This window comes from Kitasatospora sp. NPDC017646, assembly GCF_044329365.1.
GTDB lineage: Bacteria > Actinomycetota > Actinomycetes > Streptomycetales > Streptomycetaceae > Kitasatospora.
Genome location: NZ_JBIRJC010000003.1, coordinates 133,864 through 158,607, shown reverse-complemented (window position 1 = coordinate 158,607; position 24,744 = coordinate 133,864). Strand labels below are relative to the sequence as shown.

Here is a 24,744-nt window from a genome sequence, read left to right as displayed (position 1 = left end):
TGCTCCCGGGCGGTGGCCGGCGCACTTCGGCTGCCAACGTCCCTTCGATCCGGGGTGGTTCAGGGGCAGGAGGTTCTCCCGGGACGGAAGAGCCGGCACGCTCGGCGCGGGGTCGAGCCGGGTGGGGTCACGCAGGGATCAGGGCGTCCCACCGGGCGCGGGTGGGGCCGTCGTGCTGGGGGGTGAAGTCTGGGTGGGCGGCGAGCCAGCTGGTGACGGCCTGGTCGACTTCCTCGGTGGCGTAGGCGACGTCGGGGGTCTGTACGAGGTGGCGTACGTGGGCGCGGGCCCGCATGACGACCGGGTCGTCGAAGGCGCAGGCGGCGAGGGCGGCGGCCCGGCGGTCGGGCAGGGCTGAACTGTCGGTGAGGCGTCGCTCGTTGGCGCGGTCCGCGGTGACCTGGGCGTCGAACCAGGGGCGGAGGGCGTCGGCGGTCCAGGCGTGGTAGCCGGTGGGGTCCGCGGCGACCTGGTCGGCGTGGCCGGCGAGGTACTGGGCGGCGCGCAGCCCGAGGGCGACGCCGTGGCCGAGGGTGGGGTTGGTGTGGACGAGGCTGTCCCCGGCGTTGACCAGACCGGTGACGACGGGGCCTGCGTCGTCGGTGAGGGAGGTCCAGCGGTTGTCCAGGCCGGCCATCGCCAGGACGGGCGACCGGGGTTCGGGGTCGAGGTCGAGCCAGGCGGCGCAGGCGGGGAAGTGCCGGGATATGGCCTCGAACACGGCGGGGTCGGTGAGGGCGCCGCGGGTCGGATCGCGGGTGGAGAGCACCATGCTCAGCGCGAACGTGTCGTTGTCGGAAGGGAAGACGCCGGCGAGCGCGAACCCGGCGGCCGAGCCGGTCTTCACCCGGCCGGGGTCGCGCGGGCCGTCGGCGCGCAGGCGGTACCAGCGACACACGTAGGTGATCCCGGTGCGGTGGCTGTCGACCGCGGGCGGGCGGCAGCCGGCCGCGACCAGCCAGGCGGGGACCGGCGAGCGGCGCCCGGCCGTGTCGACCACGAGGTCCGCCGGGTGGGTGCCCGTGTCCGTCCGCACGCCGGTGACCCGGGGCGGGGCGCCGTCCTCGACGGTGAGGCCGCTCACCCGGGAGCCCCGCCGCACCTCGACGGTGGGTTCGCGCCGTACGGCCGCGGTGAGGGCGGCTTCCAGCACGATGCGGCGGGTGCGCAGCGTCACCAGTTCCTCGTCGCCGGCCCGGTGCGGGGGGTGCTGGTCGAACCAGTCGAAGTCGTGGTACTCCCGGGCTCCGCGGGCCAGCAGGTCCGCGTGGACGTCGGGGGCCTCGGTGCGCAGCACGGTGCGGACGGGGGCGAGGAACGAGTGGGGCTGGTTGGCCTGCGGGACCCGGGGCCGGTTCCACTGGTAGAAGTCCTGGTCCAGGTCCTCTGCGGCCTGCCGGGTGTCCTGTTCGAACAGCGTGACCGTGTGGCCTCGTCGGCCGAGCATGAGCGCTGTCCCCAGCCCGCTGATACCGCCACCGATGATCGCAACCCGCGCCACTGCATCCCCTTCGCGTCGTGTTGCGAGGCGATCCTAGCGCTGGATGATCTTCGGTCCGCAACCGGCTCCCGGTTTCCGGCGCCGGTACCGGCCGCTGGTCCGCCACCGGAAGGGCGGCGGCTACTTGCTCGCGGTGGTGGCGGCGAGCGCACCGTGCCGGACGGTCTCCAGGGTGGCGCCGACACCGAGGGTGCCCAGGGCGATGGAGGCGAGGACGGCGGTGCAGGCGAGGAGGCGACGGTGGCGCCGGGGGAGCGGGAAGCGCGGTTCCTGGTAGGGCGCCTGAAGGCTGGCGTTCATGACAGGGAGGGTTCCAGGACGGTGTGAACGGTCGGTACGCGCGGGTGAAGTCCGGAGGGGGGTTGGGCGTCGGTTGGCCGCATACGCCCCACCCGGCCCACGGATGGGGCGTATGTGCTGGTCAGCGGGTCCGTCCACGCTCGGCGAGCGGCTCGCCCACGGCGACCCGTACGGTGTCCCGCAGACCGTGGGCGGGTTGGAAGCGAAAGGGGCCGGCGGCCGGGCCTCGCGGAGCTCCTTCGCCACGGACACGCACGGCAGCAGCATCACGACGACGAAGGGCAGCGCGGCCAGGTTCGTCGCTGCAAGGCCCGGCCATGCCACGCCCGTCCTTGTCACGCCCGTCCGTGCCAGGGTTGTCCGTGCCAGGGTTGTCCGTGCCAGGGCCGGCCAGGCTCGGCGCGCCCGCTCCGGCCGGTCAGGCCGCCTGCTCCTCGCTCGGCGCGTGCGCGGTCGCCAGGTAGTGGGAGAGCACCCGGCGGCTGCGGGTGAGGTCGTCGATCCGGGCGTCCAGGTCGGCGAGTTCGCCGCGCAGGGTGGCGAGCAGGTTCGGGCAGGCCGTCAGGGCGGGCACCGGGCCGGTGGCACAGGGCAGGATCTCGGCGATGATCCGGGTCGGCAGGCCGGCCGCGAGCAGGCTGCGGATCTGCCACACCCGTACGGTGTCCTCCTCGCCGTACTGGCGGTAGCCGGACGTGGTGCGGGCGGGCCGGAGCAGGCCCTGCTCCTCGTAGTAGCGGAGCAGACGGGCGGACACCCCGGTCAGGCGGGCGAGTTCTCCGATGCGCATGATCGGGCCAACGCGGGCCGCCGCCGGGGTGTTCCCGGCCGCGCCGGTCTCCCCGCGCCGGATCCCTGGTTCAGTTCTTCACGAACTCCAGAACCACCTCCCGCAGTTGGGGCAGCGCCTCGACCATCGGCAGGTGTCCGCAGGGGAGTTCGACGAAACGGGCGCCGGGGATGCCATCGGCCAGCAGGCGGTGCTGGGACGGCTGGACGAGCATGTCCTCGACGGTGCTGACGACCAGCGTGGGCACGGCTGTCGAGGCCAGCTCGGCGCGGACGTCGGCCCGGGCGGCGAGCCGGAACTGCTGTGGGAAGCCGGTCGGCAGCGGGGACTTGAGCCCCTCGCGCAGCGCCGCGAGCTGGTCGGCGGGCAACGCGTCCACCCAGCTGTGGCCGAGCACGACGGTGAGCATCACGTCGGCGAGCTCGGCGGGCTGGTCGCGGAGCCTGACCATGAGTTCGGCCAGGGCGCTCGTCCGGGCCGAACCGCCGGCCACGCCCGCGATCAGCAGCAGCGAGCGGACCCGCCCGGGGTGGCGGTTGGCGATCCGGACGGCGACGGCGGCGCCCAGTGAGAATCCGGCCAAGTCGAAGGTGTCGAGGCCCTCCTCGTCGGCCGCGGCGACCAGCCGGTCGGCGTACTCGTCCAGCGTGGGCTCGCCCGGCTCGTACGGGCTGTCGCCGGAGCCGGGGTAGTCGGGGGCGACGACGGTGCGGTGCGCGGCGAGGTCGGGCAGCAGCGGGCCCCAGTTGTCCCGGGCGCTGCCCCCGGCGCCGTGGGCGAGCAGCAGGCCGGGGCCGGAGCCCTGGACGATCCGGGCGAGCGGGGCGAGGGTGGGGGCGGGGGACGTGGACGGCACGGGTGCTCCTCGGTGCTTGATGGGACGGTGCTTGATCGAGCGGGCCGCTTGGTCGAACGGCCCGCTTGGTTCGAGCGGGCGCCTGGTCGAGCGGGGCCCGTTCCGACGCCGGGAACGCTAGGAGTTCACACCGGTGAGAAGGTCAAGTGGAAGGCCTCGGCACCCGCCCCGGTCACGGAACGCGCCGGAGAGCCTACGCTGGGGTGTGGAGCGCCATCCGGACAGTGCCGTCCGGATGCCGCTGCGCTCCGCCGCCGGGGCGCTCACCGTGCCCGCGTTGGCCGCTCCGGTGTTCGCCCCGGGCCGGGCGGTCGCCGAGGAGGTGCCAGGCCTGTGCCCGGAAGCGTCAACGTGCCCGGAATCGTCAAGCCACTGCCTGCCCAGTGGTTCGTCCAGCGCGACACCAACGCCGAGATGAGGTGGGAGGCGCTGCGCGACGCCGACGGCCAGGCCACCGTCGGCCGTCACGTTCCGGTGGAACGGTTCTTCGTCCGCAACCACACCAGCACCCCGCTGATCGACCCGGTCGGCTGGCGGCTGAAGCTGTTCGGCAGCGGCCTGCGCGGCGCCCCGGCGCCCGAGCGGGCGGTCGAGTTCGCGCTGGACGACCTGCGGGCGCTGCCCGCCACGGGGATCCACGCGCTGATCGAGTGCGCCGGCAACGGCCGCAGCTACTTCCACCGCCAGCAGGGCCGGCTCACCCCCGGCACGCCGTGGACGCTCGGAAGCATCGGCTCGGCGAGCTGGCGGGGCGTCCGGCTCGCCGAGGTGCTGCGGGCCGCCGGGCTGACCGACGCGGCGGTCGACGTGCTGCCGACCGGTCTGGACCCGGACTACGTCGTCGACGGCACCAACTACGGCCCGGTGCGCCGCCCGCTGCCGATCGCCAAGGCGCTGGACGACGTACTGCTCGCGTACGAGATGAACGAGGAGCCGCTGACCCCGGACCACGGCGCGCCGGTGCGGCTGGTGGTGCCCGGCTGGGTCGGCATCGCCTCGATCAAGTGGGTCGGCAGCATCGAGGTCGCCGACCACCCGCTCCACTCGCCCTGGGACACCGAGTTCTACCGGATGTTCGGCCCGGGCCACCCGCCCGGCGGCGGGGCCGCGCTCACCACCCAGGTCGTCAAGTCCGCCTTCGAGCTTGCCGAGGGCGCGCGGCTGGAGGCCGGGTGCGAGCACCGGCTGCACGGGCGGTCCTGGTCCGGCACGGCACCGGTGCGGCAGGTGGAGGTGAGCACCGACGGCGGCCTGAGCTGGCGGACCGCCGAGCTGGCCGAGGAGCCGTGCGCCGGTGACTGGACGCGCTGGAGCACCGTCTGGCGCCCCGAAAGGCCCGGCCGCTACGAACTGCGCGCCCGTGCGACGGACCGCCGGGGCGCCACCCAGCCCGAACGGGAGGCCTTCAACCGCGAGGGCTACCTGTTCGGCGCGGTGGTGGCGCACCCGGTGACGGTGGTCTGAGCCGCCCCGGGCGGTGGCCCGGGGCGGTGGTCCGGGCGGTGGTCCCCGGGTGGTGCTCCTCGGACGGTGGTCCGAGCCGCCCCGGGCCCGGGCTCAGCCGGTGGACTGGACCTCGTACGGGGCCGGGTAGTGGGTTTCGTACGGGTTCAGCACCAGCCGCACCACGTCCTCCAGGCGCCGTCGGGCGTCCCCGAGCGTGGTGCGGCCGGTCACCCAGGCGGTCAGTTCGCCCTGCCAGGCGTGCGCCACGATGTGCCGCACCAGCTCGCTGGCCGCGGCCGGCACCTCGGCCGTCACCGCCTGGAGGGCGGCGCTGTCCTCCCGGGCCATGCCCTGCAGCGCCTCGCTGGCGAAGGGGTCGGTGGAGGCGGCGACGGCCACCCGTAGCCGGGCCAGTTCGGGCTGGCGCTGGTAGGCCCGCATCCCGCCCCGGACGAACCGCACCGCCCGGTCCGTGGCCCCCAGCCCGGCCCGCGGTCCCCGCAGTTCGGCCACCAGGTCCGCCAGCAGCAGGCGGTGCCACTCGGCGATCGCCGCCGCCAGGAGGTGGTCCTTGGAGGAGAAGTAGCGGTACGCCGTCCCCAGGGCGACTCCGGACCGCTCGCAGACCTGCTTCATCTGCAGCCGCTCGACGCCGATCTCGTTCACCAGGGCGAGCGCGGCCGCGATCAGGCTTTCGCGGCGTTCGAGCTGACGCGGAGACATCGCCTCCACCGGCCGTGGTGACAGGTCAACCTTGGTCACCCGCACCATGATACGGGCCGGGGCCGCTCAGTAGTATGACGCCGACCGGCCCCCTTCCTTTCGCCCGGCGGCAACCGGGCTTGCTCCGGGGGCGCGCCGGGGCGTCCGGCGGCTCCCCGGGCGGCTGACGGAGCGCCGGAGCGCTACGGCAACCTGCGGATCAGTGCCTCCTGGACGGCCGAGGCGACCAGCCGGCCGTCCTGGTCGTAGAACTCGCCGAGCGACAGGCCGCGGCCGTCCGAGGCGGACGGGCTGCGCTGGGCGAACAGCAGCCATTCGTCGGACCGGAACGGGCGGTGGAACCACATCGCGTGGTCCAGCGAGGTCATCAGCAGGCGGGGCGGCTCGGTGCGCTGGAAGAAGTTCGGCTGTTCGTGCAGCCCGGCGGTGGAGGCCAGGGTGAGGTCGGACAGGTAGGTGAGCGCACAGGCGTGCAGCAGTGGGTCGGTGTCCGGCAGCGGGGTGGCGATGCGCAGCCAGACGAACTGCTGGGGCATCCCGGGGACGGCCGGCGGCGTGCCCGGGGCGTCCGGCGGCACGAAGCGCAGTTCGAGGTCGCGGAAGCCGTCGGAGCTCTTGATCGCGGCGCGCAGCTCCTCGTCCCAGTGGGAGAAGGCGTCGGGCAGGGCTTCCGGGGCGGGCAGCGGGGGCATGACGCGGTGGCGGTCGCCGGCGGCCGGCTCGGGGAGCTTGAAGGAGGCGGTGAGGTTGAAGATCTCGTTCCGCTCCTGCACCGCCCGGACCCGGCGGGTGCTGTAGGTGAAGCCCTCGCGCAGCCGCTCGACCTGGTAGTCGATCGGCCGGGTCGGGTCACCGGGCAGCATGAAGTAGCCGTGCAGCGAGTGCACCGTGCGCTGTCCGGCGCAGGTGCGTCCGGCGGCGGCGAGGGCCTGGGCGGCGACGTGGCCCCCGAAGGCGCGCATCGGGGCGCCGGCGTGGCAGCGGCCCCGGAACGTGTTCTCGTCCAGCTGCTCGATTTCCAGCAGTTCGGCGAACGGGCTGTCCTGGTCGGGTGCCTGATCGGTCGGCCTCTGCTGTTCTGTCAGGTCGGTCACGGGCCCATAGTGGCAGAAGCCAACCGGGCGGTGGTGTGACCTGGGTAACGCTTGAGTCGAGTAGAACGTGTTTCATTGCATGTCGGGCGCCGGTGGCCGAGTGGCGAACGGATGACAGGAGACAGAATTCAGCGAACAGATTTCAGATGACAGAGTCTGAAATCTGTTCACTGGCATCCGTCACCTGTTCGCGCGCCTCCGCCCGCTCCGCGACCAGCGGCTCGATGCCGCGAGGCTTGGCCGCGACGGCGCGCCACCACAGCCGCAGGGCCGGCGGGTCGGCGGGTTCGAAGGGCTTGCCGGGGCGGGGGACGGCCAGGTGGGCGCCGAGCGCCTGGGCAGCGGCGACCACGCGTTCGGCGGGCTCCTCCCACGGGTGGATCGCGAGGTTGAAGGTGCACCAGTGGATCGGCAGCATCAGCTTGCCTCCGAGGTCCAGGTGCGCCCGTACGCCCTCCTCTGGGGTCATGTGCACCTCGGGCCAGAACTCGCTGTACGCGCCGACCTGCACCATCGTCGCGTCGAACGGTCCGAGTCGGCGCCCGATCTCCGCGAAGCCGGGGAAGTAGCCGGTGTCCCCGCTGTGGAAGATCCGGTGCCCGCCGCCCGCCACCACCCAGGACGCCCAGAGGAACAGCGTGCTGGTGCGCGGACCCCGGCTGCAGTAGTGCCGGGCCGGCGTGGCGGTCAGGGTCAGCCCGGCGACCTCGACCGACTCCCACCAGTCCAGCTCCACGATCCGCCCGGCCGGCACGCCCCAGTGCTCCAGGTGCGCCCCGACCCCGAGCGGTACGGCGAACACCGCACCGCTGCCGATCAGGGCCCGTACGGTCCGCATGTCGAGGTGGTCGTAGTGGTCGTGGGAGATCACCACCACGTCCACCGGTCCGAGTTCGGACAGCGGAAGCGGCACCGGGTGCAGCCGCCTGGGCCCGGTCCAGCCGAACGGGGAGCATCGCTCGCCCCAGACCGGGTCGAGCAGGACGCGCCGTCCGCCGATCTCGGCGAGCACGGTGGCGTGTCCGAGCCAGGTGAGCCGCAGTCCGGAGGCCGGCGGGCCGGCCAGGTCCACCGGGAGCAGCCGGTGCACCGGCACGGCGGCGGCCGGCGCCCTGCGGGTCTTGTCGCTGCTCAGCTGGGCGCGGGTGATCTCCAGCGGGGTCCGCTCGTAGACCAGGCGGCGGGTCGGCACCGGGTTGCGGAAGGCGCCGTCGACGAACTGGGGCGAGCGGCGGATTCGCGCCAGCCGTTCGCCCTTGGGCTCGGCTCCGAAGGCGTCCGTGCGGACCTGGTGCCAGGCGGCGCGGGGGAGCCCGGCCAGGCCGGGGACGGCCCGTTCCGGCACGGCCCGCACCGGGACGGCGGGTTTCCCGGCGGGCGGTGGGGCGAACTGCGAAGTCAGACCGGCGAGGCGGGAGAACCACGGGGCGGGGCGGGGCACGGCTCCTCCAGGGACGGTCACGGCTACCGGGCAGGCCGGGCGCGTATCCCGGGGGCTCATGAGGCCTGGGGTACGACAACCATCTCGTCGGACGTTACTCGCCATGGGCCGTTCGGACTCGGTGGAGGGCCCGGCACGGTGCAATCGGCGTACCCGACGCCTGCCCGCGCGTGCCCGACCTCCGCCCCCCGAGCCCTGCCCGGCCCCGCGCCCGTTCCGCGCCCGTTCCGCGGCCGTGCGGCCACGCCGCCTCGCGGCTACGCGTAGAAGCGGGTGATCGCCTCGGCGACGCAGTGCGGCTTGGTGCTGTGCTCGCTGGTGATGGTGAACCGCACCACCGCCTGGACCCCGCCCGGGACCTCGGTGGCCGAGAGCAGCTCGGCGGTGGCCCGGATCGCCGTGCCCACCGGCACCGGGGCGGGGAAGCGCACCTTGTCCGACCCGTAGTTCAGTGCCATCCGCACGCCCTCGACGCCGTAGCACTCCTTGGCGAGCACCGGGATCATCGACTGCGTCAGGTAGCCGTGCGCGATGGTCGAGCCGAACTGGCTCTCCTTCGCCCGCTCCGGGTCCACGTGGATCCACTGGTGGTCCCCGGTGGCCTCGGCGAAGAGGTCGATCTTCCGCTGGTCGATGGTGTGCCACTCGCTGGTGCCCAGCTCGGTGCCGACGGCGGCGGTCAGCTCGGCGAGGGAGGCGAAGGTCGTCACGGTGCGCTCCTGGAGGGGGACGGTTCCCGGGGAGGGGTCAGGACGCCGGAAGCGTATGCCTACCCACCGGTACCTGTCAGGAGCGGAGTGCGAAAGGCCAGCTCAGGGCCACAGCAGCCGCCGCCCGACGGAGCCCTGCCCCAGCGCCCCCTGGCCCAGTGCACCCTGGCCCAGGGCTCCCTGCCCCAGCGCCCCCTGCCCCGACGGTCCCGGCCCGGTCGGGAACAGCCGGCGGCCGCTGACCAGCTCCGGCACCAGCGCGATGAACAGTGGCTCCGGATCCCCCACCCACGGCCGCAGCCCGGAGCGCAGCACCCGGCGCACCTGCTCGGGGTCACTGACCGCGTCCGCCCGCCCGTGCACCAGCACGCTCCACCCGGTGCGGGTGACCGGGTCCAGCAGATCCGCCTGGAAGGCCACCACCGTGCCGTCGAGCCCGCGCGCGGTGGCACTTCCCCGGCGCACGGCGAGCACCAGCCGCCCGTCCAGGACCTCGAAGGAGACCGGCAGGACGGCCGGCAGCGCGTGCTCGGTGTACACCACGCGCCCGACGGGCACGGTGCTGAGCAGCCGCAGGCACTCGGCCTCACTCAGGGTCTCCACACGGTCCTCACGCTCCATGCGTCCGATCGTCCTCGGTCGGCGCGTGCGTCGATAGGGCCCATGGTCCCGGGGCGGACGGGTCGGGAGCCCCGTCGGCGCCCGCCCGGAGCGGTAGCCTGCCCGGCGGCGGGATCGGTGGAGGGGTGGCGGAGGAGGGGGCGGACGGATGGCCGGCGGAGTCGATCTGGTGGTGATCGGGGCGGACGGCGGGCCCGACCGGGCCTTCGGCGGTTCGGCGCACGCGCCGGCGGGCGCCCGGCTGCTGGCCGAGGTGCTGCCCGGGATGTGCTTCGACACCGGGGCGGCGGGCTGCCGGGTGAGCGCCGTGGCGCCGGACGCGGACGCCAACGCCATGCTCACCGCCGTCCGCCACGCCGCCCAGCACCCCGGCCGCTGGCTGGTGGTCTGCCTGGTCGGCCAGTTGGTGGCCGACCCGCGCGGGCGCCGGCTCGCCCTTGTCACCGGCGGCAGCACGCCCGCCAACTCCTACCGGCGCGGCCTGGCGTGGGACTGGGTGGTCAGCGCGATGGTGCACGGCGACCAGGACGAGGCGCTGCTGCTGGTCGACGCGGTGGCCGACCGGGACACCTGGACGGCACTGGAGCGCACCGGCGAGGACACCGCGGGCGAACTGCTCAGCTACTCGAGGGTTCCCCTGTGGGGCCGGATCGGCCGCTACGCCCCGGGCAGACGCGGCCGGGACGCCGTGCTGCCGGGCGACGAGGGCTCGTTCAGCCGGGCGCTCACCACCGTCCTGCGGCAGGGCGTCCCGGGTGCCCCGGCGGCCGTCGCCCCACTGGACCTCCAGCCCGCCGTGGCCGGACTGCTCGACGGGGGCGGTCCGTCCGGTAGTTCGGGTGCGCCGGGCGCGCGCCTGCTCGTTCCGCCGAACGGCGGGCGCCTGTTGATGCGCAATCGGGCCGCGGTTCGGGGCGCATTGGCCGGATTGTCGCTTTCCGAAGAACTGTTGGCCGTCCTGTGGCGGGAAAGTGCCCCGACGGAACCGCCTTCCGCGTAAGGTCAGGGGGCCTGAGGTGTTGCCGTGATGGGGTGGGTTGGCGAAGAATCGATCCCCAGCGGAAACATCGGCGGGACGGCGGAATTCTCCTGGCGGCCGTGGATCACGGATCAGCTCGGTCGCGACGAGGTGGGGCGATGCGGCAGCGCGGAAATGTGTTGCGCCCTGGGGCGGTTGGGACTGGCGGGGCGGTTCTGGTGTTACTGCTCGGCGCGTGTGCGAGCGGTGGTGCGAGTGGTTCCGTCGATCGTCTCGGTTCGCCCGCGCCGACGGTTGCGGGAGTGGGGCCGTTAACTCCTTCGGGTGGTTCGGTAAACGCCACGATCGCGCCGAGCGACGGCCCGGAGGGAGCCATGGGGCGGCTGGCCGTGAAGACCTATCAGGACTGGTGGCAGGCCCAGGCCGAGGCGTTCGGACGTACGGATTCGGACGGATCGGCACTGGCGCAGTACTCCTCCGGGCGCGCCCTGTCCGACACCCTGGTCGGGCTGCACCAACTCCACGACGCCAAAGTGGTGATGACCGGAACGCCGCGCAATTCCGCGGTGGTGAAGGTGATTGACCTGAAAGCCGATCCGCAGACCGCCGTGATCGAGGACTGCGTCGATCTTTCGGACTGGCACCGCGTCGACGCCGTCACCGGGACGGCGAAGGATCCGGGCGGGCGCCTGAACCGGTACGTCGCGACCGCTTCCCTGCGCAGGTTCCAAGCACATTGGCTGATCTACGAGTTCACTCGGGAGGTGGACCGGACATGCTGAACGCGCGGAAACCGGCCGGACGATTCGCGGCCGTCGCATCCCTGTCGGCCGGCTTGCTACTGTGCTCGGCGGTGACGGCGACGGCGGACGAACCGCCGAGCGGCGGGGCCGAACAGTGTTTCCCCAACGTGATCTGCGCGCACGCCGATTCCGGCGGAACGACTCCCCCCGCGAATCCGGGCGGAAACGGCGGAGGGTCGGACGGCGGGTCCGAACTGTGCAGCTACCACGGAGTGCAGTGGGCGTGCTACGACCCCCAGTGGGGCTCGTTCGACAGTGACGAGGGCTGCTACTACCGCGAGCTGGACAAGCAGCCCCCGGCGGACGACTCGGCCTGGCGCACCAACAAGCCCTCGGACGGCTCGATCTACTCGAAGGTCTGCCCGCAGACGAACGGGGGCCAGGACGGCGCCCAGTTCGTCTTCGTGCCCACCGGGCAGCGGGTGAAGAGCGTGGCGGAGCTCAAGCGGGAGGCCAGGGACCGGGTCCACCTCCCGGCGCCGGTGGGCCGGGTCGCGCCCGGCGGCACGGCGGTGGTCAACGCGCCGGTCTGGCTCTGGGCGGAGAACGCGACGCCGCCCAAGCCGGGGAACGCGGCATCCGGGGGCGTCACCGTCACCGTCACGGCCCGACTGACCGGCGCCACCTGGGACTTCGGCGACGGCCGCACCAAGGAGTGCGCGACGGCCGGAACGCCGTACGACCCCAAGTACGGCGGCACTGAGTCACCTGACTGCGGCTACGAGTTCACGGTCGGCTCGGGCACCAAGCAGAACGGCGTCTTCACCGCCACCGTGTCCACCCACTGGGTGGCCGACGTGGTCGTGACGGGGCCGAACCCGGAGAAGTACACGATCGCGATGCCCCCACAGGACAGCGGCCCCTTCACGGTCAAGGTCGCCGAGGTTCAGGTCCTCAACTGACCGCGCCGCGGCGGACATTCGGCCACTGACGATCCGGAAAGCGAACGAGGGAAGGGCGGAACCCGGTGGAGAACCGTACATTCGCGACGCCGGGATCCGGCACACCCGCCGGCGCCGCGGTGTCCGTGGCGCTGCCGGAGCAGCAGGAGCAGGGCGGCGGAGGCGGCCGGGGCCGGGCGGTGCCGCACGCGCCCGGCCGGACCATGCGGGCCCGACGGCGGCGCCCCGCGGTGCTGGCGATGGCGGTCGCGCTGATCGCGACCGGCGGGCTCGGAGGTGCCGCCCTCTACAACAGCACCGGCCAGCGGGTCGCGGTGCTGGCACTGGCCCGGGACGTGCCGTGGGGGCAGGTGATCACCGACGACGACCTGGTGGTGGCCCGGATCGCCGGCGACCCGGCGCTGCACCCGGTTTCCGCCCAGGACCGCTCCAAGGCGGTCGGCATGCGGGCGGCCACCGACCTCAAGCGCGGTTCCATGCTGACCGGTTCGGACCTGGCGCAGGGCCTGACCGTTCAGCCCGGGCAGATCGTGGTCGGCGTGTCCGCCAAGCGCACCCAGCTGCCCGCCAGCCGGCTCCAGCCAGGGGTGCAGATCGTCGTGGTCAACACCCCCGACAACGGCCGGCCCGACTCGCTGGCCGCGACGGTCATCACGGTCGGCCGGGTGGACACCGACGGCAGCCAGGTGATCGACGTGGCCATCGGCTCGGCGGACGGGCCCCGGCTGGCGCAGTGGGTGGCCGGCGGGCGGATCCAGGTGCTGCTGGCCCCGCGCGGGGCCGCCGCGGGCGGGTCCGGTCCGTCCGGGTCCGGCACCCCGGCTTCCCCCACGGCCGCCCCGTCCGTCGTGGCGCCCTCCGGAGCGACGCCCTCCGGCGGGGCCGGCGCGCCGACGGCCCCGGCTGGAACGGGTGGCGCCTGATGGCGGTGGTCGCGGTGGTCGGCGGTCCGGGTGCGCCCGGTGCCACCACCACCGCCCTGGCCCTGTTGCTGGCCTGGCCGCTCCAGCCCGGCCGGCGGATCCTGCTGGTCGAGGCCGACCCGGACGGCGGAGCGGTGCTCGCCGGCGCCCTGGAGGGCCGGGTCGAGGCGGTCTACGGGCTGCGCAACCTGGCCGTCGCCGACCGGCGCGGACTGCTCGCCCAGACCATCTGGGAGCAGCTGATCGACCTCTCGCCCGAGGGCAACGCCGAACGGCTGCTGCTGCCCGGCCTCACCGACCCGGCCCAGGCTCCCGGCCTCGCCTACACCTGGGAGCCCCTCGCCGAACTGCTCCACGGCATCGAGCAGCAGGGGTACGACGTCATCGTGGACCTCGGCCGCTCCGGCGCCACCGGGACGAGCGCGGTACTGGCCCGCCGTGCGGACGTGGTGGCCGTGACCGTCCGCAGCACGCTGCGCGGGCTGAGCGCGGCCCGCCCCCGGCTCGCCGCGCTCGGCGAGGACCTGGTTGCCGCCGGAACCGGGACGGACGCGCTCGGACTGCTGCTGATCGCGGAAGGGCCGTACTCGGGGGCGGAGGTGTCGCGGGAGTTCGGCCTGCCGCTGCTCGGGGTGCTGCCGCACGCCGCCCGCACCGCTCGGGTGCTCTCCGACGGCGGGGACACCACCGACCGGCGGTTCATCCGTTCGGAGCTGATGCGCACGGCACGGTCGGCGGCGGACGAGGTGCAGCTGCTGGTCCGCCGTCGGCGGCACCGGCTCGTGCCGAACGCGGTTCCGGCAGTCGCGCCCGCAGCCGCGCCCGCCACCCGGCTCGCGGCGCCGGGCGGGCCGCCCCCCGCCGCACCCGTGCCGGTGGCGCCGACGGTTCCGGTGCCGCAGGCGTCACCGGTGCCCGGGCCGGCGCCGTACGGGCAGCCGGCCAACGGCCAGCCCGGCTACAGCCAGTCCGGCTACGGTCAGCCGGGCTACGGCCAGTCCGCCCACGGGCCGTCGGTCCACGGCCGAGGCGAGGCGGAGCCGCCCTCGTACACCCCGCCGGTGATCGCCACCGGCCCGGTCGCACCACTCGCCGGACTGGCGCCGCAACCCGCCGCCCCGGCGCCGTTCCCGGCGCACGTCCAGACGGCGGGGCCGGACGACGAGGACGGCCAGTACCAGTTGCAGCGACCGATGCTGACGGATCGTCAGGTGGACGACCAGTGCCCGTACAACCCCGGGGAGGTGCTCCGTGCGCGGTAGCCCCCTGCACCAGCACCCGGCGGCCGACCCGGCCGCCCTGCCCTGGGCCCCGCCCGTACCGGCGGCGCCGCCGCAGCCGCAGCCGCAGCCGCAGCCGCAGCCGCAACCGCAGGCGTACCGGCCCGGCCCGGTCGCGCCCCAGCCCGCCGGGCCCACCGCCGTGCCCTCCCAGCTGCCCTCGCTGGACGTGCGCGGCGCCGCCACCCGGCCGGCCGTCGATCCGCAGGTCGCGCGCGAGCTCAAGCGCCAGGTCGCGGCCGAACTGCACCAGCAGATCAGCCGGTTGACCACCGCCTCCGGTTCCGAACCGGACCGCGCCACCCGCCGCCAGCGCGGCCGGGCGCTGATCGAGGAGTCGGTCGCCCGCTGGTCCGACGCGTACGCGCAGACCCACGGCATCCCGCCCACCCGGGAGCAGGACCGCGCCCTCGCCGAGGCCGTCTTCGATCTGCTGTTCCGGGCCGGCCGGCTCCAGCCCTACCTGGACGACCCGGAGATCGAGAACATCCTGATCAACGGCTGCGACGACGTCTGGGTCTCCAAGGTGCACCAACCCCTGCGCCAGGTCCCGCCGGTGGCCGACAGCGATGCCGAACTGGTCGAGCTTCTCCAGGACCTGGCCCGGCAGCACGGCGGCGGCGAGCGCAGCCTGTCCACCGCCAGCCCGACCCTCGCACTGCGCCTGGAGGGCGGCATGCGCCTCCAGGCGCTCACCGAGGTGACGCCCCGCCCGTACGTGGCGATCCGGCGCCACCGGGTGGCCTCGGCGACCCTGCCGGAGATGGTCGAACTCGGCACCCTGGACGCGACCCTGGCCGCCTTCCTGGCCGCCGCGATCCGGGCCCGGAAGAACGTCATGATCACCGGCACCCAGGGCGTCGGCAAGACCAGCCTGCTGCGCGCGATGGCCGCCGAGATCCCGCCGGACGAGCGGATCGGCACCCTGGAGTCGGAGTTCGAGCTCTGGCTGCACACCCTCGGCCACCTGCGGCAGGTCGTCCCGATGGAGGCCCGCGAGGGCAACGGCGAGCGCGTCGAGGGCCGTCTCGCCGGGGAGTTGAGCATCGGCGACCTCATTCCGGCCGCGCTGCGGATGACGCTCTCGCGCATCATCGTCGGCGAGGTCCGCTCCGGCGAGGTCGTCCCGATGCTGCGGGTGATGACCAACGGCGAGGGCGGCTCGATGTGCACCCTGCACGCCCGTGGCCCGCACATGGTGGTCGACCGGATCGCCGAACTCTGCCTCGAGTACGGCTCGCACATGACCGACGCGCTCGCCTACCGGCTCACCGCCAACGCCCTGGACCTCATCGTGCACGTCAGCATGGTCGACGAGACCGCCGTCGGTGGACGCCGGCACCGCTTCGTCTCCCACGTCCTGGAGGTCACCGGCCTCGGCGAGAGCGGCCGGCCGGCGCTGAACACCGTCTTCGGCCCCCGGCCGGACCTCGGCGAGCCGCGCGCCGTCCCGCACACCCCGCCGCAGTGCCTGGACGACCTGCGCCGGGCCGGCTTCGACGCCTCGCTGCTCGGCTCCCGGTACGGGAGTTGGACCACCCCGCTGCAGCTGCGGATCGGCGGTGGCGCCCGGTGATGCTGCTCTTCGCCCTGTGCGGGCTGGCGGTCGCGGGCGGCCTGGTCGCCCTGGTGGCCTGGGTCCGCGGCAGCGAGCCCGCCGACGAGGACGGGTCCGCCCGCCGGGAGAACCCGCTGGCCGGCCGCGCCCACGTCTTCTGGTACGGCGCCCCCGGCGCCGCCTCGCTGCGGATGGTGCGGCTGCGCCGGATCCAGCTGCCGCTGGCGCTCGTCGGCGCCCCGCTGGCCTGGCTGTTCACGGGCATCCCGCTGACCGCGCTGCTGGTGCCGCTGGCCGTCTTCGGCCTGCCCTGGCTGTTCGACACCACCCGCCCGGACACCCACCGGATCGAGCGGCTGGAGGCGCTGTCCGAGTGGACCCAGCGGATCGCCGACGTGCTGCTGCTCGGCGTCGGCCTCAACCAGGCCATCGTCACCAGCCGTCGCACCGCCCCCGCCGCCCTGGAGGACGAGATCGGCGAGCTGGCGGCCCGGCTGCAGGCCCGCTGGCGGCCCGAGGAGGCGCTGCAGGCCTTCGCCGACAGCCTGGCCGACGCCACCGCCGACAAGGTGCTCGCCGCCCTGGTGCTCCGAGCCGGGGACAGCGGCCCGGGCCTGGCCCGGACGCTCTCCGACATGGCCGACTCGGTGCGCGAGGAGGTCCGCCAGCGCCGCGCCATCGAGGCCGACCGGGCCAAGCACCGCACCACCATCCGCTGGCTGGTCGGCATCATCGTGCTGGTCGTCACGGTCGGCTCCTTCAACACCGAGTACACCCGCCCGTACGGGACCTTCCTCGGCCAGGTGGTGCTCGCCGTGGTCGCCGCCCTGTTCGTCGCGATCATCGCCTGGATGCGGGCCCTGGCCGCGCACCCGCCGGTGCCCCGGCTGCTCACCCCGGACCGGCGGAGCAAGGGCGGGCGCCGCGGAACCGCGCAGCAGCCGGTCGAGCAGCTCGGGGAGGTCCGGTGATCTCCCCCTGGCCCGTGCTGGCCGGCGCCGTCGCGGCCGGCGGCCTCGCCCTGCTGATCGCCGAACTGCGGCCCGCTCCGCCGGACCTCGGCCAGGCCCTGGACCGGCTGCACCGCGCCCCGGCGGACCGCGAGCAGCACCCGGACGAGCGGCCGCGCTGGTACGACCGGATCGGCGAGCGCTCGCTCACCCTGCGCGGGGTGTCGATCCCGCGCCGCGAACTCGCCCTGATCGGCCGCACCCCGGCCCGGTTCATGGTGCACAAGCTGCTGTTCGCCGCGCTCGGCCTGGTGCTGCCGGCCTACCTGGGCGCGATGGCCGTGCTGATGGACGTCGGCCTGCCCTTCGCCCTGCCGCTGGCCGTCGGGCCGCTGCTGGCCGGGCTGCTGTGGTTCGTCCCGGACGCCGTGGTGCGGGGCGAGGCCAAGGAGGCCCGCACCGAGTACCTGCACGGCATCGCCGCCTACCTGGAACTCGTCGCGCTGGAGCGAGCCGCCGACTGCGGCCCCGCCGAGGCCCTGCGCCGCGCCGCCTCGGTCGGGCAGGGCGCGGTGTTCCGGCGGATCCGCGACGCGCTGGAGCGGGCGGCCACCGACCGGCTCCCGCCCTGGGCCGGACTCGATGCCCTGGCCGAGGAGTTGGGCCTCAGCCCGCTCCAGGACGTGGCCGACATCATGCGGCTGTCGGGCAACGACGGCGCCGCCGTGTACGACACCCTGCGGGCCCGCGCCAAGGGCCTGCGCGGCGAACTGCTCGCCGAGGACCTGGCCCGCGCCAACGCCGACAGCGAGCGGATGGTCGCGCCGGGCGCCGCCCTGACCCTGCTGATGACCGTCCTGATCGTCTTCCCCGCGCTGCACCAGATGCTCAACTGACCGATGTCCCAGAGCAGCTGACACCACACCTCACCACCGGAGACCCCGATGACCGTACGACTCGCCCAGCTGGCAGGACGGGCGCTGCGACCCGTGTTGCTGCCCGTGCAGTTCGCCCTGCTGCTGTTCACGCTGCGGCTGGGCCGGCTGCGAGCCGCCCGGGCGCGCGGCGACCGCGGCGCCATCAGCATCGAACTCGCCCTCGCCATCATCGCGTTGGTGTTCGTCGCGGGCGCCGTCGCGACCGCGCTGTACCTGCTGAAGGACAAGGTGGTCACCAAGGTCGAGCAGGACCCGAACCTGCCCGGCGGCGGCGCGGGTGGCGCGGGGGGCGCCACCAAGTGACCGGCCTGCTCCGCCGCCGCGGCGACCGGGGGTCGATGAGCATCAGTCTGGCCATCGTCTTCCCGGTCGTCCTGCTGCTCCTGCTGCTCGTCGTCCAGGCCGCGCTGATCTGGTACGACCGGCAGGTCGCGCTCACCGCCGCCCGCGAGGGCGTGGACGCCGGGCGGGTGCAGGGCAACGCGACGGAGGTGGTGAAGAACGAGGCGGCCCAGCGGCAGGCCCGGGACTTCCTGGACCGGCAGGGCGTGCACGCGTACCAGGTGGGAACGGACGGCAGCACGGCCGACACGATCAAGGTGACGGTGGAACTGACGCCCCCGCTGCTGGTACCCGGGCTCACCGGACCCAGCATCCGCCAGTACGCCGAGGCGCCGCGCGAGCGCTTCGTCCCGCCGGCGGTGACACCGTGAGAGCGGCGCCGGGGCCCGCCGGCGGGTGGCGACGGCGGCTGCGCCGGCCGGACCGGGGCGGGATCGCGATCGAGGCGGCGATCGTCGTCCCGGGCGTGGTCGGTCTCGTCCTGCTGGCGATCGCCGCCGGACGGGTGCAGACCGCGGCCGGCACGGTGGAGGCCGCGGCCCGGGCCGGGGCCCGGACCGGCTCGCTGCAGCGCAGCGTGGCCGGGGTGGACAAGCCCGCCAAGGACACCGCCCTCGCGACGCTGCACCAGCAGGGCGTCACCTGCCGCCACGAGGACGTCCGGGTCACCACGGACGAGCTGAAGCTCGAGGACGGCCCGGTGGTGACCGTCAAGGTCACCGTGGTCTGCGACGTCGAACTCGCCGACCTGCTCGGCGGACCGTCCGGGCTGCCCGTGACGAAGCACCTCAGCGGGGAGTTCGTCTCCGTGATGGACCGCTACCGCGGCGCGTGACGACGACACATGTCGGCGACACGGGCGGCACCCGGGCCGCAACGGGCGCGGCGCGGGGATTGGGGACGGCCCGTGCGGGGGAGACGGAAGCGGAGAGCGCCCGGGGGATGACGCAACGGTACCGAGTGGCGCCCGGTGGGGGCCGGTGGGGAGACATCGTGCGGATCGGGGGGAGGGGATGCGGGTGCTGAACCGGCTGCGACGCCCGGGCCTGCGCCGGCTCGGGTGCCGGTCCGACCGGGGCGCGGTCGCGCTCTTCGTGGCGATCTGCGCGGCGTACCTGGTGCTCGTCATCGCGCTGGTGATCGACGCGGGCGGCCGACTGCGGGTCGCCGAGCGCACCGACGCCTACGCCCAGGAGGCCGCGCGGGTCGGGGGGCAGCAGCTCGACCAGGCGGCCGTACTGCAGGGGAGGGGCTTCAAGGTCCAGCAGGACTACGTCCGGCAGGCCGCCGCGGCCTACCTGGACCTGTACGGGCTGACGGTCGACGACGTCACGTTCTCCGATGACGGCAAGGTCGTCACCGTCACCGTGCGGGCCGACTACCGGCCGGTCCTGCTGGGCGCCCTCGGGCAGCGGAAGGTAACGGGCAAGGGCAGTGCGACCCTCGTCCACGGAGTCAAGAAAGCGGAGACCGACTGATGGCCGCGCCACGTGCCAAGGACCAGGCCCGTACCGCCCAGGCCCGTACCGGTGGGGCGCCCACCGGTCGGAGCGCCGTTGGTCCGGGTGGAACCGGGAAGAACGGGATGCGAACAGTGAGGGGGCACGCCCGCGGCGGGCGCCGGGCCGGACGCGGCCGCGGCGGCGCGCTGATCACCGCGCTCGCCGCGCTGGTCACCCTGCTCGCCCTGCTGCTCGGTGTGCCCGCACTTCTGCTGTACGGCACCCAGGCGGTCGCCTCGATGGGCGAGGTCGCGTCCGGCGGGGTGGGCGAGGCGCTCACCGGTCCGGACGACGGGCGGCTGTTCCTCTGGCTGCTGGTGGTGGTCGGCTGGCTGGCCTGGGCGTGCTTCGCGCTCTCCGTCCTGTTGGAGGTCCCGGCCCAGCTGCGCGGCCGGATCGCCCGCCGGATCCCGGCCTTCGGCTGGAGCCAGCGGCTCGCCGCCGGGCTGGTCGGCTCGGTGCTCGCGCTGCTGCCGGTGGCCGGTTCGGCCTTCGCGACGGTGTCGGAAACGGCCCACGGACCGGCCGTCCAGGCCCAGTTGACCCCGGGCGTGCAGCGTGCCGCGCTGCCCGCCGCCCAACCCGCGCCGGCGAAGGCCCCGGCGGCGGACCAGCACCCCACGTACACCGTGCGGGACAGCCGCCCGGCGGACAGCCTGTGGTCCATCGCGGAACGCCAACTGGGCTCCGGCGAGCGGTGGGGGGAGATCGCCAAGCTCAACGACGGCCGGGTGATGGACGATTCGGGCATCCGCTTCGACGCGGAGCGGCCGATCCAGCCCGGGTGGGAACTGTTGATGCCGTCGGATGCCAAGCCGGACGAGGCGAAGGCTCCCGCTCCCGCGCCCGCTCCGACGCAGGATCCCGCCGAGGCGCAGACACCGGCACCGGCGCAGGCGCCGCAGTCCGGGACGGAGCCGGCTCCGGGCGGGCGGAAGACGGTGACCGTGCAGTCCGGGGACAGCCTGTCGGCCATCGCCCAGCGGGAGTTGGGGAATGCCGAGGCCTGGCCCGAGCTGTTCGAGGCGAACAAGGGCGTGCAGGCGCCGGGCGGGGAGCGGCTGACCGATCCGGACGTGCTGGAGCCGGGGATGGTGCTCACCGTGCCGGGTGCGGCCGCCCCGGCCGGGCAGGCCCCTGCCCCCGGGGCCGGTTCCGGGCAGGCGCCGGCCCCCTCGGGTACGTCCTCGGGTGCGTCCTCGGGTGCGCCCGAGCAGGCCCCGGCGACCCAATCCCCGGCCGCCCAGGCCCCGGCGCCCGCGCCGACGCAGGCCGCTCCCGCGCCGGGTGCCCCCGGTCAGGGTGCGCCCAGCCGGGGGGTGCCGCAGACGGCCCCGGCGCCGACCCACGAGCCCGCCCACACGCCCGCTCCCGCCCCCGCCGCGCACGCCGACCCGGCGCCCGGCGACGACTACAGCATCGCCCTGGGCGCCTCGACCGTCGGCGTGCTGCTCGCCGCCATCATGGTCGGCACCGTCGCCCACAAGCGCGGCACCCAGCAGCGCGCCCGCCGCCCCCGGCACCGCATCGCGATGCCCGACGCCGAGGCCGCCGCCTTCGAGAACGAACTGATGGTTCGTCAGGACAAGGCCGGGCTGGAGCTGCTGGACCGCGCCCTGCGCACCCTGGCCCGCAACACCGTGCGCGGTGGCAAGCGACTGCCCGCGATCGTCGCGGCCCGGATCACCCGCGACCACACCATCGAGCTGCACCTGTCCGGCCCGGCCACCCCGATCGCCCCGTTCCGCGCCGCGCACGCCGCCAACGTCTGGTGGTGCAGCGACGAATCCGGTGACCTGCTGAGCCCCGCCCAGGCCCGCAAGACCGCCGCGCCCTACCCCGCGCTGGTCACCCTCGGCACCTCTCCGGACGGCTCGGTGGTCCTCGCCGACCTGGAGGCCGTCCGGCTGCTCCACCTGTCCGGGCACCCCGACGACGCCCGTGACGTACTGCGCACCCTCGCCATCGAGCTCGCCCACAGCCCGCTGGCCGACCGGCTCCACCTGCACCTGGTCGACCTCGCCGAGGAGGTGCCGATCAGCGGACCGGCCGCCGAGCGGATCCACCGCCACCCCACCCTGGAGGCCGCGCTGGCCGCCCTCGGCCCGCGCACCGCCAAGGCCCGCGCCACCCTGATCGCGGCCGAGGCCGCCAGCCCGCGCGAGGCCCGCAGCCGGGGCCGGGCGGACGAGTCCTGGGTGCCGGAGATCGTGCTCTGCGCCCAGCAGCCCGGCGGCGACGTGCCCGCCGAGCTCGGCCGCCTGCTGGACGCCCGCCCGCGCACCTGCGTCGCCGTCATCACCCGCGCCCCCGAGCGCGGCACCGGACCGGTGGCCCGCTGGACCCTGCCGACCACGGGACAAGCCGCCATCCCCGGCCTGCACCTGACCGTCGAACTCCAGCGGCTGGACGACCACCAGTACGACCAGGTCGCCGAACTGCTGCGCGCCGCCGACGACACCACGCAGCACCCGGCGCCCGCCTGGACCCTGGACGGTCCCGGCCTCGGGCCGGACCCGGACGAGGACACCGACACCACCGAACTGCCGGTCGCGGTACCGGTGCTGGCCGCCGTCGGCGCACCGGGCGCGACGGCCGGGGAGGAGTCGGACGCGGCCGCGTCCGCCGGGCCCCGGCTGCTGACCCGGGTCATCGGGACCGGCGCGAGCCCCTTCGCGGGCACCGACCCGGTGGCGCCCGCGCCCGCGCCGGCTCCTGCCTCTGCCTCCGCCCCTGCGTCCGTGCCGGTTCCCTCGTCGGCCGGTCCGGCGCGGTTCGCGGTCAACGGGCAGGGGCGGCAGGCGGCCACCGGGACGGAGCAGCCCGCCGACGAGGACACCCGCGACCTCCGGCTGCCGGGTGGGCCCGCCGAGGCGGCCCAGCCGGGCACGACGGCCGCGGAGGACACGGCCGGCACCGCCGAGGCGGCACCGGCGGACGCCCCGGTGACGGTGCTTCCCGCGCCTCCCGCGCCGCCGGTTCGGCCCGTACGGCCGGTTCAGCCAGTGCAGCCAGTGCAGCCCGCCGAGCCCGTACGGCCCGCCGAGCCCGCGCCGACGCACCAGAGCGCGCCGGCGTCGACCGGCACCGACCCGCGCGTCCCGGCCCGACCCGAGCCCGGCCACAGCCCGTCCGAGCCGTCCGACTCGTCTGACTCGTCAGGCCGGAGGGAACCGGACGGCCCGGCCGGAGCCGAGGCGGGGGCGGCGATCGAGCCCGGACCGGCCGCCGCGGCCCCGGTCGCCGGGACCGCCCCCGGCCGCAGCGACAGCGACGACCTGCTCGCCATCCTCCGCTCCCCGGAGGCGCACACCCCGCGCAACGCCCCCCGGATCCGGCTGCTCGGCCCGGTCGACGTGGCTGGCACCCCGGGCGCCGTCGAACCCGGCGCGCTGCCCCGGCTCACCGAACTCGCCGTCTACCTGGCGCTGCGCCCTGGCGCCGACCACCACGCGCTCGACCACGACCTGCACCCCGGTGCCGCGCACCTCGACCCGCACCCCACCGCGTCGGACGCCAAGAGCCCGCTCCCGGCCAAACTCGCCGATCTGGCAGCCTGGTTCGGCAGCGCGCCCGACGGCCGCGCCTACCTGCCCACCGAAACCACCGACGGCTACGCCTTCACCCCGGCCGTCACCTGTGACTGGGACGAGTTCCGCAGCCTCTACCGGCGCGGCATGCGCAGCACCAGTGCGACCGCCGATGCCGCCCTCGCCCACGCCCTGGCCCTGGTGCGCGGCGCCCCGTTCGCCGAGGCCCCGCCCGCCTCCTACGGTTGGGCCGAGTCGGAGCGCCAGGACATGATCGCCGCCATCGTCGACACCGCCCACGAACTCGCCGCCCGCCGCCTCCAGTACGGGGACCACCGCAGCGCGGAGGCGGCCGTCTTCCGCGGCCTCGCCGTCGCCCCGGACGTGGAACTCCTGCACCGGGACCTCTTCTACGCCTACGCCTCGGCCGGCGCGCGCGACCAACTGCTGCGCGCCGTCAACCGCCTCGACGCACTGAGCCGCCGTACCGGCCGGGAGCTGGACGCCGACACGGTCGCCCTGCTGCGGGACCTGCTCGCCGGCTCCTGAGGCGGGCCCGGCAGTTCATCCGGTCACCCCCGGTCCACCCGGGGTGGCCGGGCGGGCGGGGTGGCCGGGCGGGCGGTCACTCCTCCGGGAGGAAGGGGCGGCAGACGCAGGTGCCGTCGCGCGCGGGTCCGGTGGCCGTGTGGACGTTCTGGACGGATCCTGTCGCCAGTCGGGCCACGGCCACCATGACCCGCCGCGGGTCGGCCGGGGTCCACGCCACGACGTCGGCCTTCCCCTGCTCCTCCTCCGTTGCCCGGACGAGCACGCTGAACTCGTACGCCCCGTCCTCGATGCCGTAGCCGTCCGCCCACAGTTCGAGCAACGACCCGTCCCGCAGGGTCAGATGCCAGCGGGCCGGCGGTCCGGCGACGAACTCCATGGCGGTGGAGTGTAGTCAGACCGTGCGCAACCAGGTGTCGAGGGCGGTGAGGTCCGCCTCCGTGAGGCCGACTCGGGGGTCGACACGGTGGAGCAGTGCGCGGCCGGGGGAGTGGGCGTCGATCCAGTGGCGGTCGGCCGGGGTGATCTCGTCGTCCACCCAGGCGAACGGGCGGCCCGCAGCCCAGTCGACCAAGGTGCGGGTCTTCCAGTGCAGTTGGCTTCCGCCCTCCACCTCGTCGGCCACCGGCCAGTCCACATGCGGCAGCTGCGGAAGGCCCAGCCGGGGCGCGAGGCAGTCGTTGGCGTCGGCCAGCCAGGTGGTGGCCCAGACCAGTGCACAGGGCAGGCCCAGCAGCCGGCGCCCGAGGGCCGGATCGACCCGGGCCACCAGCGGATTGCCGGACGGCCCCGCACCCGGGCCCGGATGGGTGGGGTAGCCGCCCGGGGGCGGGGCCCCGAAGGGGATGAGCGGACCGTCGACGTCGAGGAACAGCAGAGGCAGGCCGGAACCGGTCATGACGGCACGATAGCGGCCGGTGCCGACGGCTTGGCGCGCCGATCGCCCACCCGGCCTGGCTCGGGCGTGCCGGGATCTCGTAGGGTGGCGCGCACGGGTTGTGGTGGC

The 24,744-nt window shown here is 74.8% G+C and carries 25 protein-coding genes; 14 read left to right on the top strand and 11 right to left on the bottom strand.

The window, feature by feature from the left end; all coding sequences use genetic code 11:
• Positions 1–127 precede the first annotated feature (127 nt).
• The 4 genes from ACH4J0_RS06355 to ACH4J0_RS06340 form a co-directional block, all read right to left on the bottom strand.
• Entirely contained in the window at positions 128–1,501 is a 1,374-nt protein-coding gene (locus ACH4J0_RS06355; RefSeq protein ID WP_396236787.1) for an FAD-dependent oxidoreductase, read from the bottom strand.
• Between the two features lie 120 nt (positions 1,502–1,621).
• On the bottom strand, positions 1,622–1,801 hold the full coding sequence (locus ACH4J0_RS06350; protein ID WP_396236785.1) for a hypothetical protein: 180 nt from the start codon (positions 1,799–1,801) through the stop codon (positions 1,622–1,624).
• 418 nt (positions 1,802–2,219) lie between these two features.
• Positions 2,220–2,591: a MerR family transcriptional regulator gene (locus ACH4J0_RS06345; RefSeq protein WP_396236783.1), complete on the bottom strand. Its 372-nt coding sequence runs from the start codon at positions 2,589–2,591 to the stop codon at positions 2,220–2,222.
• A 70-nt stretch (positions 2,592–2,661) separates the two neighbouring features.
• The gene (locus ACH4J0_RS06340; protein ID WP_396236781.1) at positions 2,662–3,447 is read right to left on the bottom strand and encodes an alpha/beta fold hydrolase; all 786 of its coding nucleotides are present in this window, start codon (positions 3,445–3,447) and stop codon (positions 2,662–2,664) included.
• A gap of 333 nt (positions 3,448–3,780) precedes the next feature.
• Here ACH4J0_RS06340 and ACH4J0_RS06335 point away from each other — a divergent pair, with 333 nt between their 5' ends.
• Complete coding sequence (locus tag ACH4J0_RS06335) at positions 3,781–4,911, top strand: sulfite oxidase (RefSeq protein ID WP_396236779.1); 1,131 nt, start codon at positions 3,781–3,783, stop codon at positions 4,909–4,911.
• Between the two features lie 93 nt (positions 4,912–5,004).
• On the opposite strand, the gene ACH4J0_RS06330 is transcribed toward ACH4J0_RS06335, so the two are convergent.
• The 5 genes from ACH4J0_RS06330 to ACH4J0_RS06310 all read right to left on the bottom strand — a co-directional run bounded on the left by ACH4J0_RS06330 (position 5,005) and on the right by ACH4J0_RS06310 (position 9,482).
• Positions 5,005–5,655, bottom strand: coding sequence for a TetR/AcrR family transcriptional regulator (locus tag ACH4J0_RS06330; protein WP_396236777.1), 651 nt, complete (start codon positions 5,653–5,655; stop codon positions 5,005–5,007).
• Between the two features lie 143 nt (positions 5,656–5,798).
• Positions 5,799–6,710 carry an acyl-CoA thioesterase gene (locus tag ACH4J0_RS06325; protein ID WP_396236775.1) on the bottom strand — a complete coding sequence of 304 codons (912 nt, stop codon included), beginning with the start codon at positions 6,708–6,710 and terminating at the stop codon, positions 5,799–5,801.
• A gap of 142 nt (positions 6,711–6,852) precedes the next feature.
• Entirely contained in the window at positions 6,853–8,031 is a 1,179-nt protein-coding gene (locus ACH4J0_RS06320; protein ID WP_396237465.1) for an MBL fold metallo-hydrolase, read from the bottom strand.
• Positions 8,032–8,408: 377 nt separating this feature from the next.
• Entirely contained in the window at positions 8,409–8,861 is a 453-nt protein-coding gene (locus ACH4J0_RS06315) for a MaoC family dehydratase (protein WP_396236773.1), read from the bottom strand.
• A 102-nt stretch (positions 8,862–8,963) separates the two neighbouring features.
• Positions 8,964–9,482 carry a pyridoxamine 5'-phosphate oxidase family protein gene (locus ACH4J0_RS06310; protein WP_396236771.1) on the bottom strand — a complete coding sequence of 173 codons (519 nt, stop codon included), beginning with the start codon at positions 9,480–9,482 and terminating at the stop codon, positions 8,964–8,966.
• 148 nt (positions 9,483–9,630) lie between these two features.
• Between ACH4J0_RS06310 and ACH4J0_RS06305 the strand changes: the two genes are divergently transcribed.
• The 13 genes from ACH4J0_RS06305 to ACH4J0_RS06245 all read left to right on the top strand — a co-directional run bounded on the left by ACH4J0_RS06305 (position 9,631) and on the right by ACH4J0_RS06245 (position 23,738).
• On the top strand, positions 9,631–10,482 hold the full coding sequence (locus ACH4J0_RS06305) for a hypothetical protein (protein ID WP_396236769.1): 852 nt from the start codon (positions 9,631–9,633) through the stop codon (positions 10,480–10,482).
• A gap of 368 nt (positions 10,483–10,850) precedes the next feature.
• Positions 10,851–11,243 (top strand): hypothetical protein, encoded by a 393-nt coding sequence (locus tag ACH4J0_RS06300; protein WP_396236767.1) that lies wholly within the window; start codon positions 10,851–10,853, stop codon positions 11,241–11,243.
• Between the two features lie 233 nt (positions 11,244–11,476).
• Positions 11,477–12,166: a hypothetical protein gene (locus ACH4J0_RS06295; protein ID WP_396236765.1), complete on the top strand. Its 690-nt coding sequence runs from the start codon at positions 11,477–11,479 to the stop codon at positions 12,164–12,166.
• A 65-nt stretch (positions 12,167–12,231) separates the two neighbouring features.
• A complete protein-coding gene (locus tag ACH4J0_RS06290; protein ID WP_396236763.1) occupies positions 12,232–13,089 on the top strand; it encodes an SAF domain-containing protein in 858 nt (285 codons plus the stop codon).
• The gene (locus ACH4J0_RS06285) at positions 13,089–14,351 is read left to right on the top strand and encodes a hypothetical protein (RefSeq protein ID WP_396236761.1); all 1,263 of its coding nucleotides are present in this window, start codon (positions 13,089–13,091) and stop codon (positions 14,349–14,351) included. Before ACH4J0_RS06290 ends, ACH4J0_RS06285 begins: the two co-directional genes overlap by 1 nt.
• Complete coding sequence (locus ACH4J0_RS06280) at positions 14,341–15,945, top strand: CpaF family protein (protein ID WP_396236759.1); 1,605 nt, start codon at positions 14,341–14,343, stop codon at positions 15,943–15,945. Before ACH4J0_RS06285 ends, ACH4J0_RS06280 begins: the two co-directional genes overlap by 11 nt.
• Positions 15,945–16,898, top strand: a complete 954-nt coding sequence (locus tag ACH4J0_RS06275; protein ID WP_396236757.1) for a type II secretion system F family protein — start codon at positions 15,945–15,947, stop codon at positions 16,896–16,898. The genes ACH4J0_RS06280 and ACH4J0_RS06275 overlap by 1 nt, the downstream gene beginning before the upstream one ends.
• The gene (locus ACH4J0_RS06270) at positions 16,895–17,773 is read left to right on the top strand and encodes a hypothetical protein (RefSeq protein WP_396236755.1); all 879 of its coding nucleotides are present in this window, start codon (positions 16,895–16,897) and stop codon (positions 17,771–17,773) included. Before ACH4J0_RS06275 ends, ACH4J0_RS06270 begins: the two co-directional genes overlap by 4 nt.
• Before the next feature lie 48 nt (positions 17,774–17,821).
• Positions 17,822–18,118 carry a hypothetical protein gene (locus tag ACH4J0_RS06265; RefSeq protein ID WP_396236753.1) on the top strand — a complete coding sequence of 99 codons (297 nt, stop codon included), beginning with the start codon at positions 17,822–17,824 and terminating at the stop codon, positions 18,116–18,118.
• Between the two features lie 35 nt (positions 18,119–18,153).
• Positions 18,154–18,528 (top strand): TadE/TadG family type IV pilus assembly protein, encoded by a 375-nt coding sequence (locus ACH4J0_RS06260; protein WP_396236751.1) that lies wholly within the window; start codon positions 18,154–18,156, stop codon positions 18,526–18,528.
• Positions 18,525–18,992, top strand: a complete 468-nt coding sequence (locus ACH4J0_RS06255; protein WP_396236749.1) for a TadE/TadG family type IV pilus assembly protein — start codon at positions 18,525–18,527, stop codon at positions 18,990–18,992. Before ACH4J0_RS06260 ends, ACH4J0_RS06255 begins: the two co-directional genes overlap by 4 nt.
• Before the next feature lie 178 nt (positions 18,993–19,170).
• Positions 19,171–19,635 carry a hypothetical protein gene (locus tag ACH4J0_RS06250; protein WP_396236747.1) on the top strand — a complete coding sequence of 155 codons (465 nt, stop codon included), beginning with the start codon at positions 19,171–19,173 and terminating at the stop codon, positions 19,633–19,635.
• Positions 19,636–19,742: 107 nt separating this feature from the next.
• Positions 19,743–23,738, top strand: coding sequence for a LysM peptidoglycan-binding domain-containing protein (locus tag ACH4J0_RS06245; protein ID WP_396236745.1), 3,996 nt, complete (start codon positions 19,743–19,745; stop codon positions 23,736–23,738).
• A 76-nt stretch (positions 23,739–23,814) separates the two neighbouring features.
• Here the strand turns inward: ACH4J0_RS06245 and ACH4J0_RS06240 are convergent, their stop codons facing one another.
• The gene (locus ACH4J0_RS06240) at positions 23,815–24,117 is read right to left on the bottom strand and encodes a hypothetical protein (RefSeq protein ID WP_396236743.1); all 303 of its coding nucleotides are present in this window, start codon (positions 24,115–24,117) and stop codon (positions 23,815–23,817) included.
• Between the two features lie 15 nt (positions 24,118–24,132).
• The gene (locus ACH4J0_RS06235; protein WP_396236741.1) at positions 24,133–24,636 is read right to left on the bottom strand and encodes an HAD domain-containing protein; all 504 of its coding nucleotides are present in this window, start codon (positions 24,634–24,636) and stop codon (positions 24,133–24,135) included.
• Between the last annotated feature and the right edge of the window lie 108 nt (positions 24,637–24,744).

What these genes read in the sequence shown, in the direction of transcription:
- ACH4J0_RS06350 (WP_396236785.1), bottom strand. Translation starts at nt 1,801, where the DNA reads ATGAACGCCAGCCTTCAGGCGCCCTACCAGGAACCGCGCTTCCCGCTC.
- ACH4J0_RS06235 (WP_396236741.1), bottom strand. Translation starts at nt 24,636, where the DNA reads ATGACCGGTTCCGGCCTGCCTCTGCTGTTCCTCGACGTCGACGGTCCG.
- ACH4J0_RS06285 (WP_396236761.1), top strand. Translation starts at nt 13,089, where the DNA reads ATGGCGGTGGTCGCGGTGGTCGGCGGTCCGGGTGCGCCCGGTGCCACC.
- ACH4J0_RS06345 (WP_396236783.1), bottom strand. Translation starts at nt 2,591, where the DNA reads ATGCGCATCGGAGAACTCGCCCGCCTGACCGGGGTGTCCGCCCGTCTG.
- ACH4J0_RS06305 (WP_396236769.1), top strand. Translation starts at nt 9,631, where the DNA reads ATGGCCGGCGGAGTCGATCTGGTGGTGATCGGGGCGGACGGCGGGCCC.
- ACH4J0_RS06240 (WP_396236743.1), bottom strand. Translation starts at nt 24,117, where the DNA reads ATGGAGTTCGTCGCCGGACCGCCGGCCCGCTGGCATCTGACCCTGCGG.
- ACH4J0_RS06275 (WP_396236757.1), top strand. Translation starts at nt 15,945, where the DNA reads ATGCTGCTCTTCGCCCTGTGCGGGCTGGCGGTCGCGGGCGGCCTGGTC.
- ACH4J0_RS06310 (WP_396236771.1), bottom strand. Translation starts at nt 9,482, where the DNA reads ATGGAGCGTGAGGACCGTGTGGAGACCCTGAGTGAGGCCGAGTGCCTG.
- ACH4J0_RS06250 (WP_396236747.1), top strand. Translation starts at nt 19,171, where the DNA reads ATGCGGGTGCTGAACCGGCTGCGACGCCCGGGCCTGCGCCGGCTCGGG.
- ACH4J0_RS06245 (WP_396236745.1), top strand. Translation starts at nt 19,743, where the DNA reads ATGCGAACAGTGAGGGGGCACGCCCGCGGCGGGCGCCGGGCCGGACGC.
- ACH4J0_RS06265 (WP_396236753.1), top strand. Translation starts at nt 17,822, where the DNA reads ATGACCGTACGACTCGCCCAGCTGGCAGGACGGGCGCTGCGACCCGTG.
- ACH4J0_RS06260 (WP_396236751.1), top strand. Translation starts at nt 18,154, where the DNA reads ATGAGCATCAGTCTGGCCATCGTCTTCCCGGTCGTCCTGCTGCTCCTG.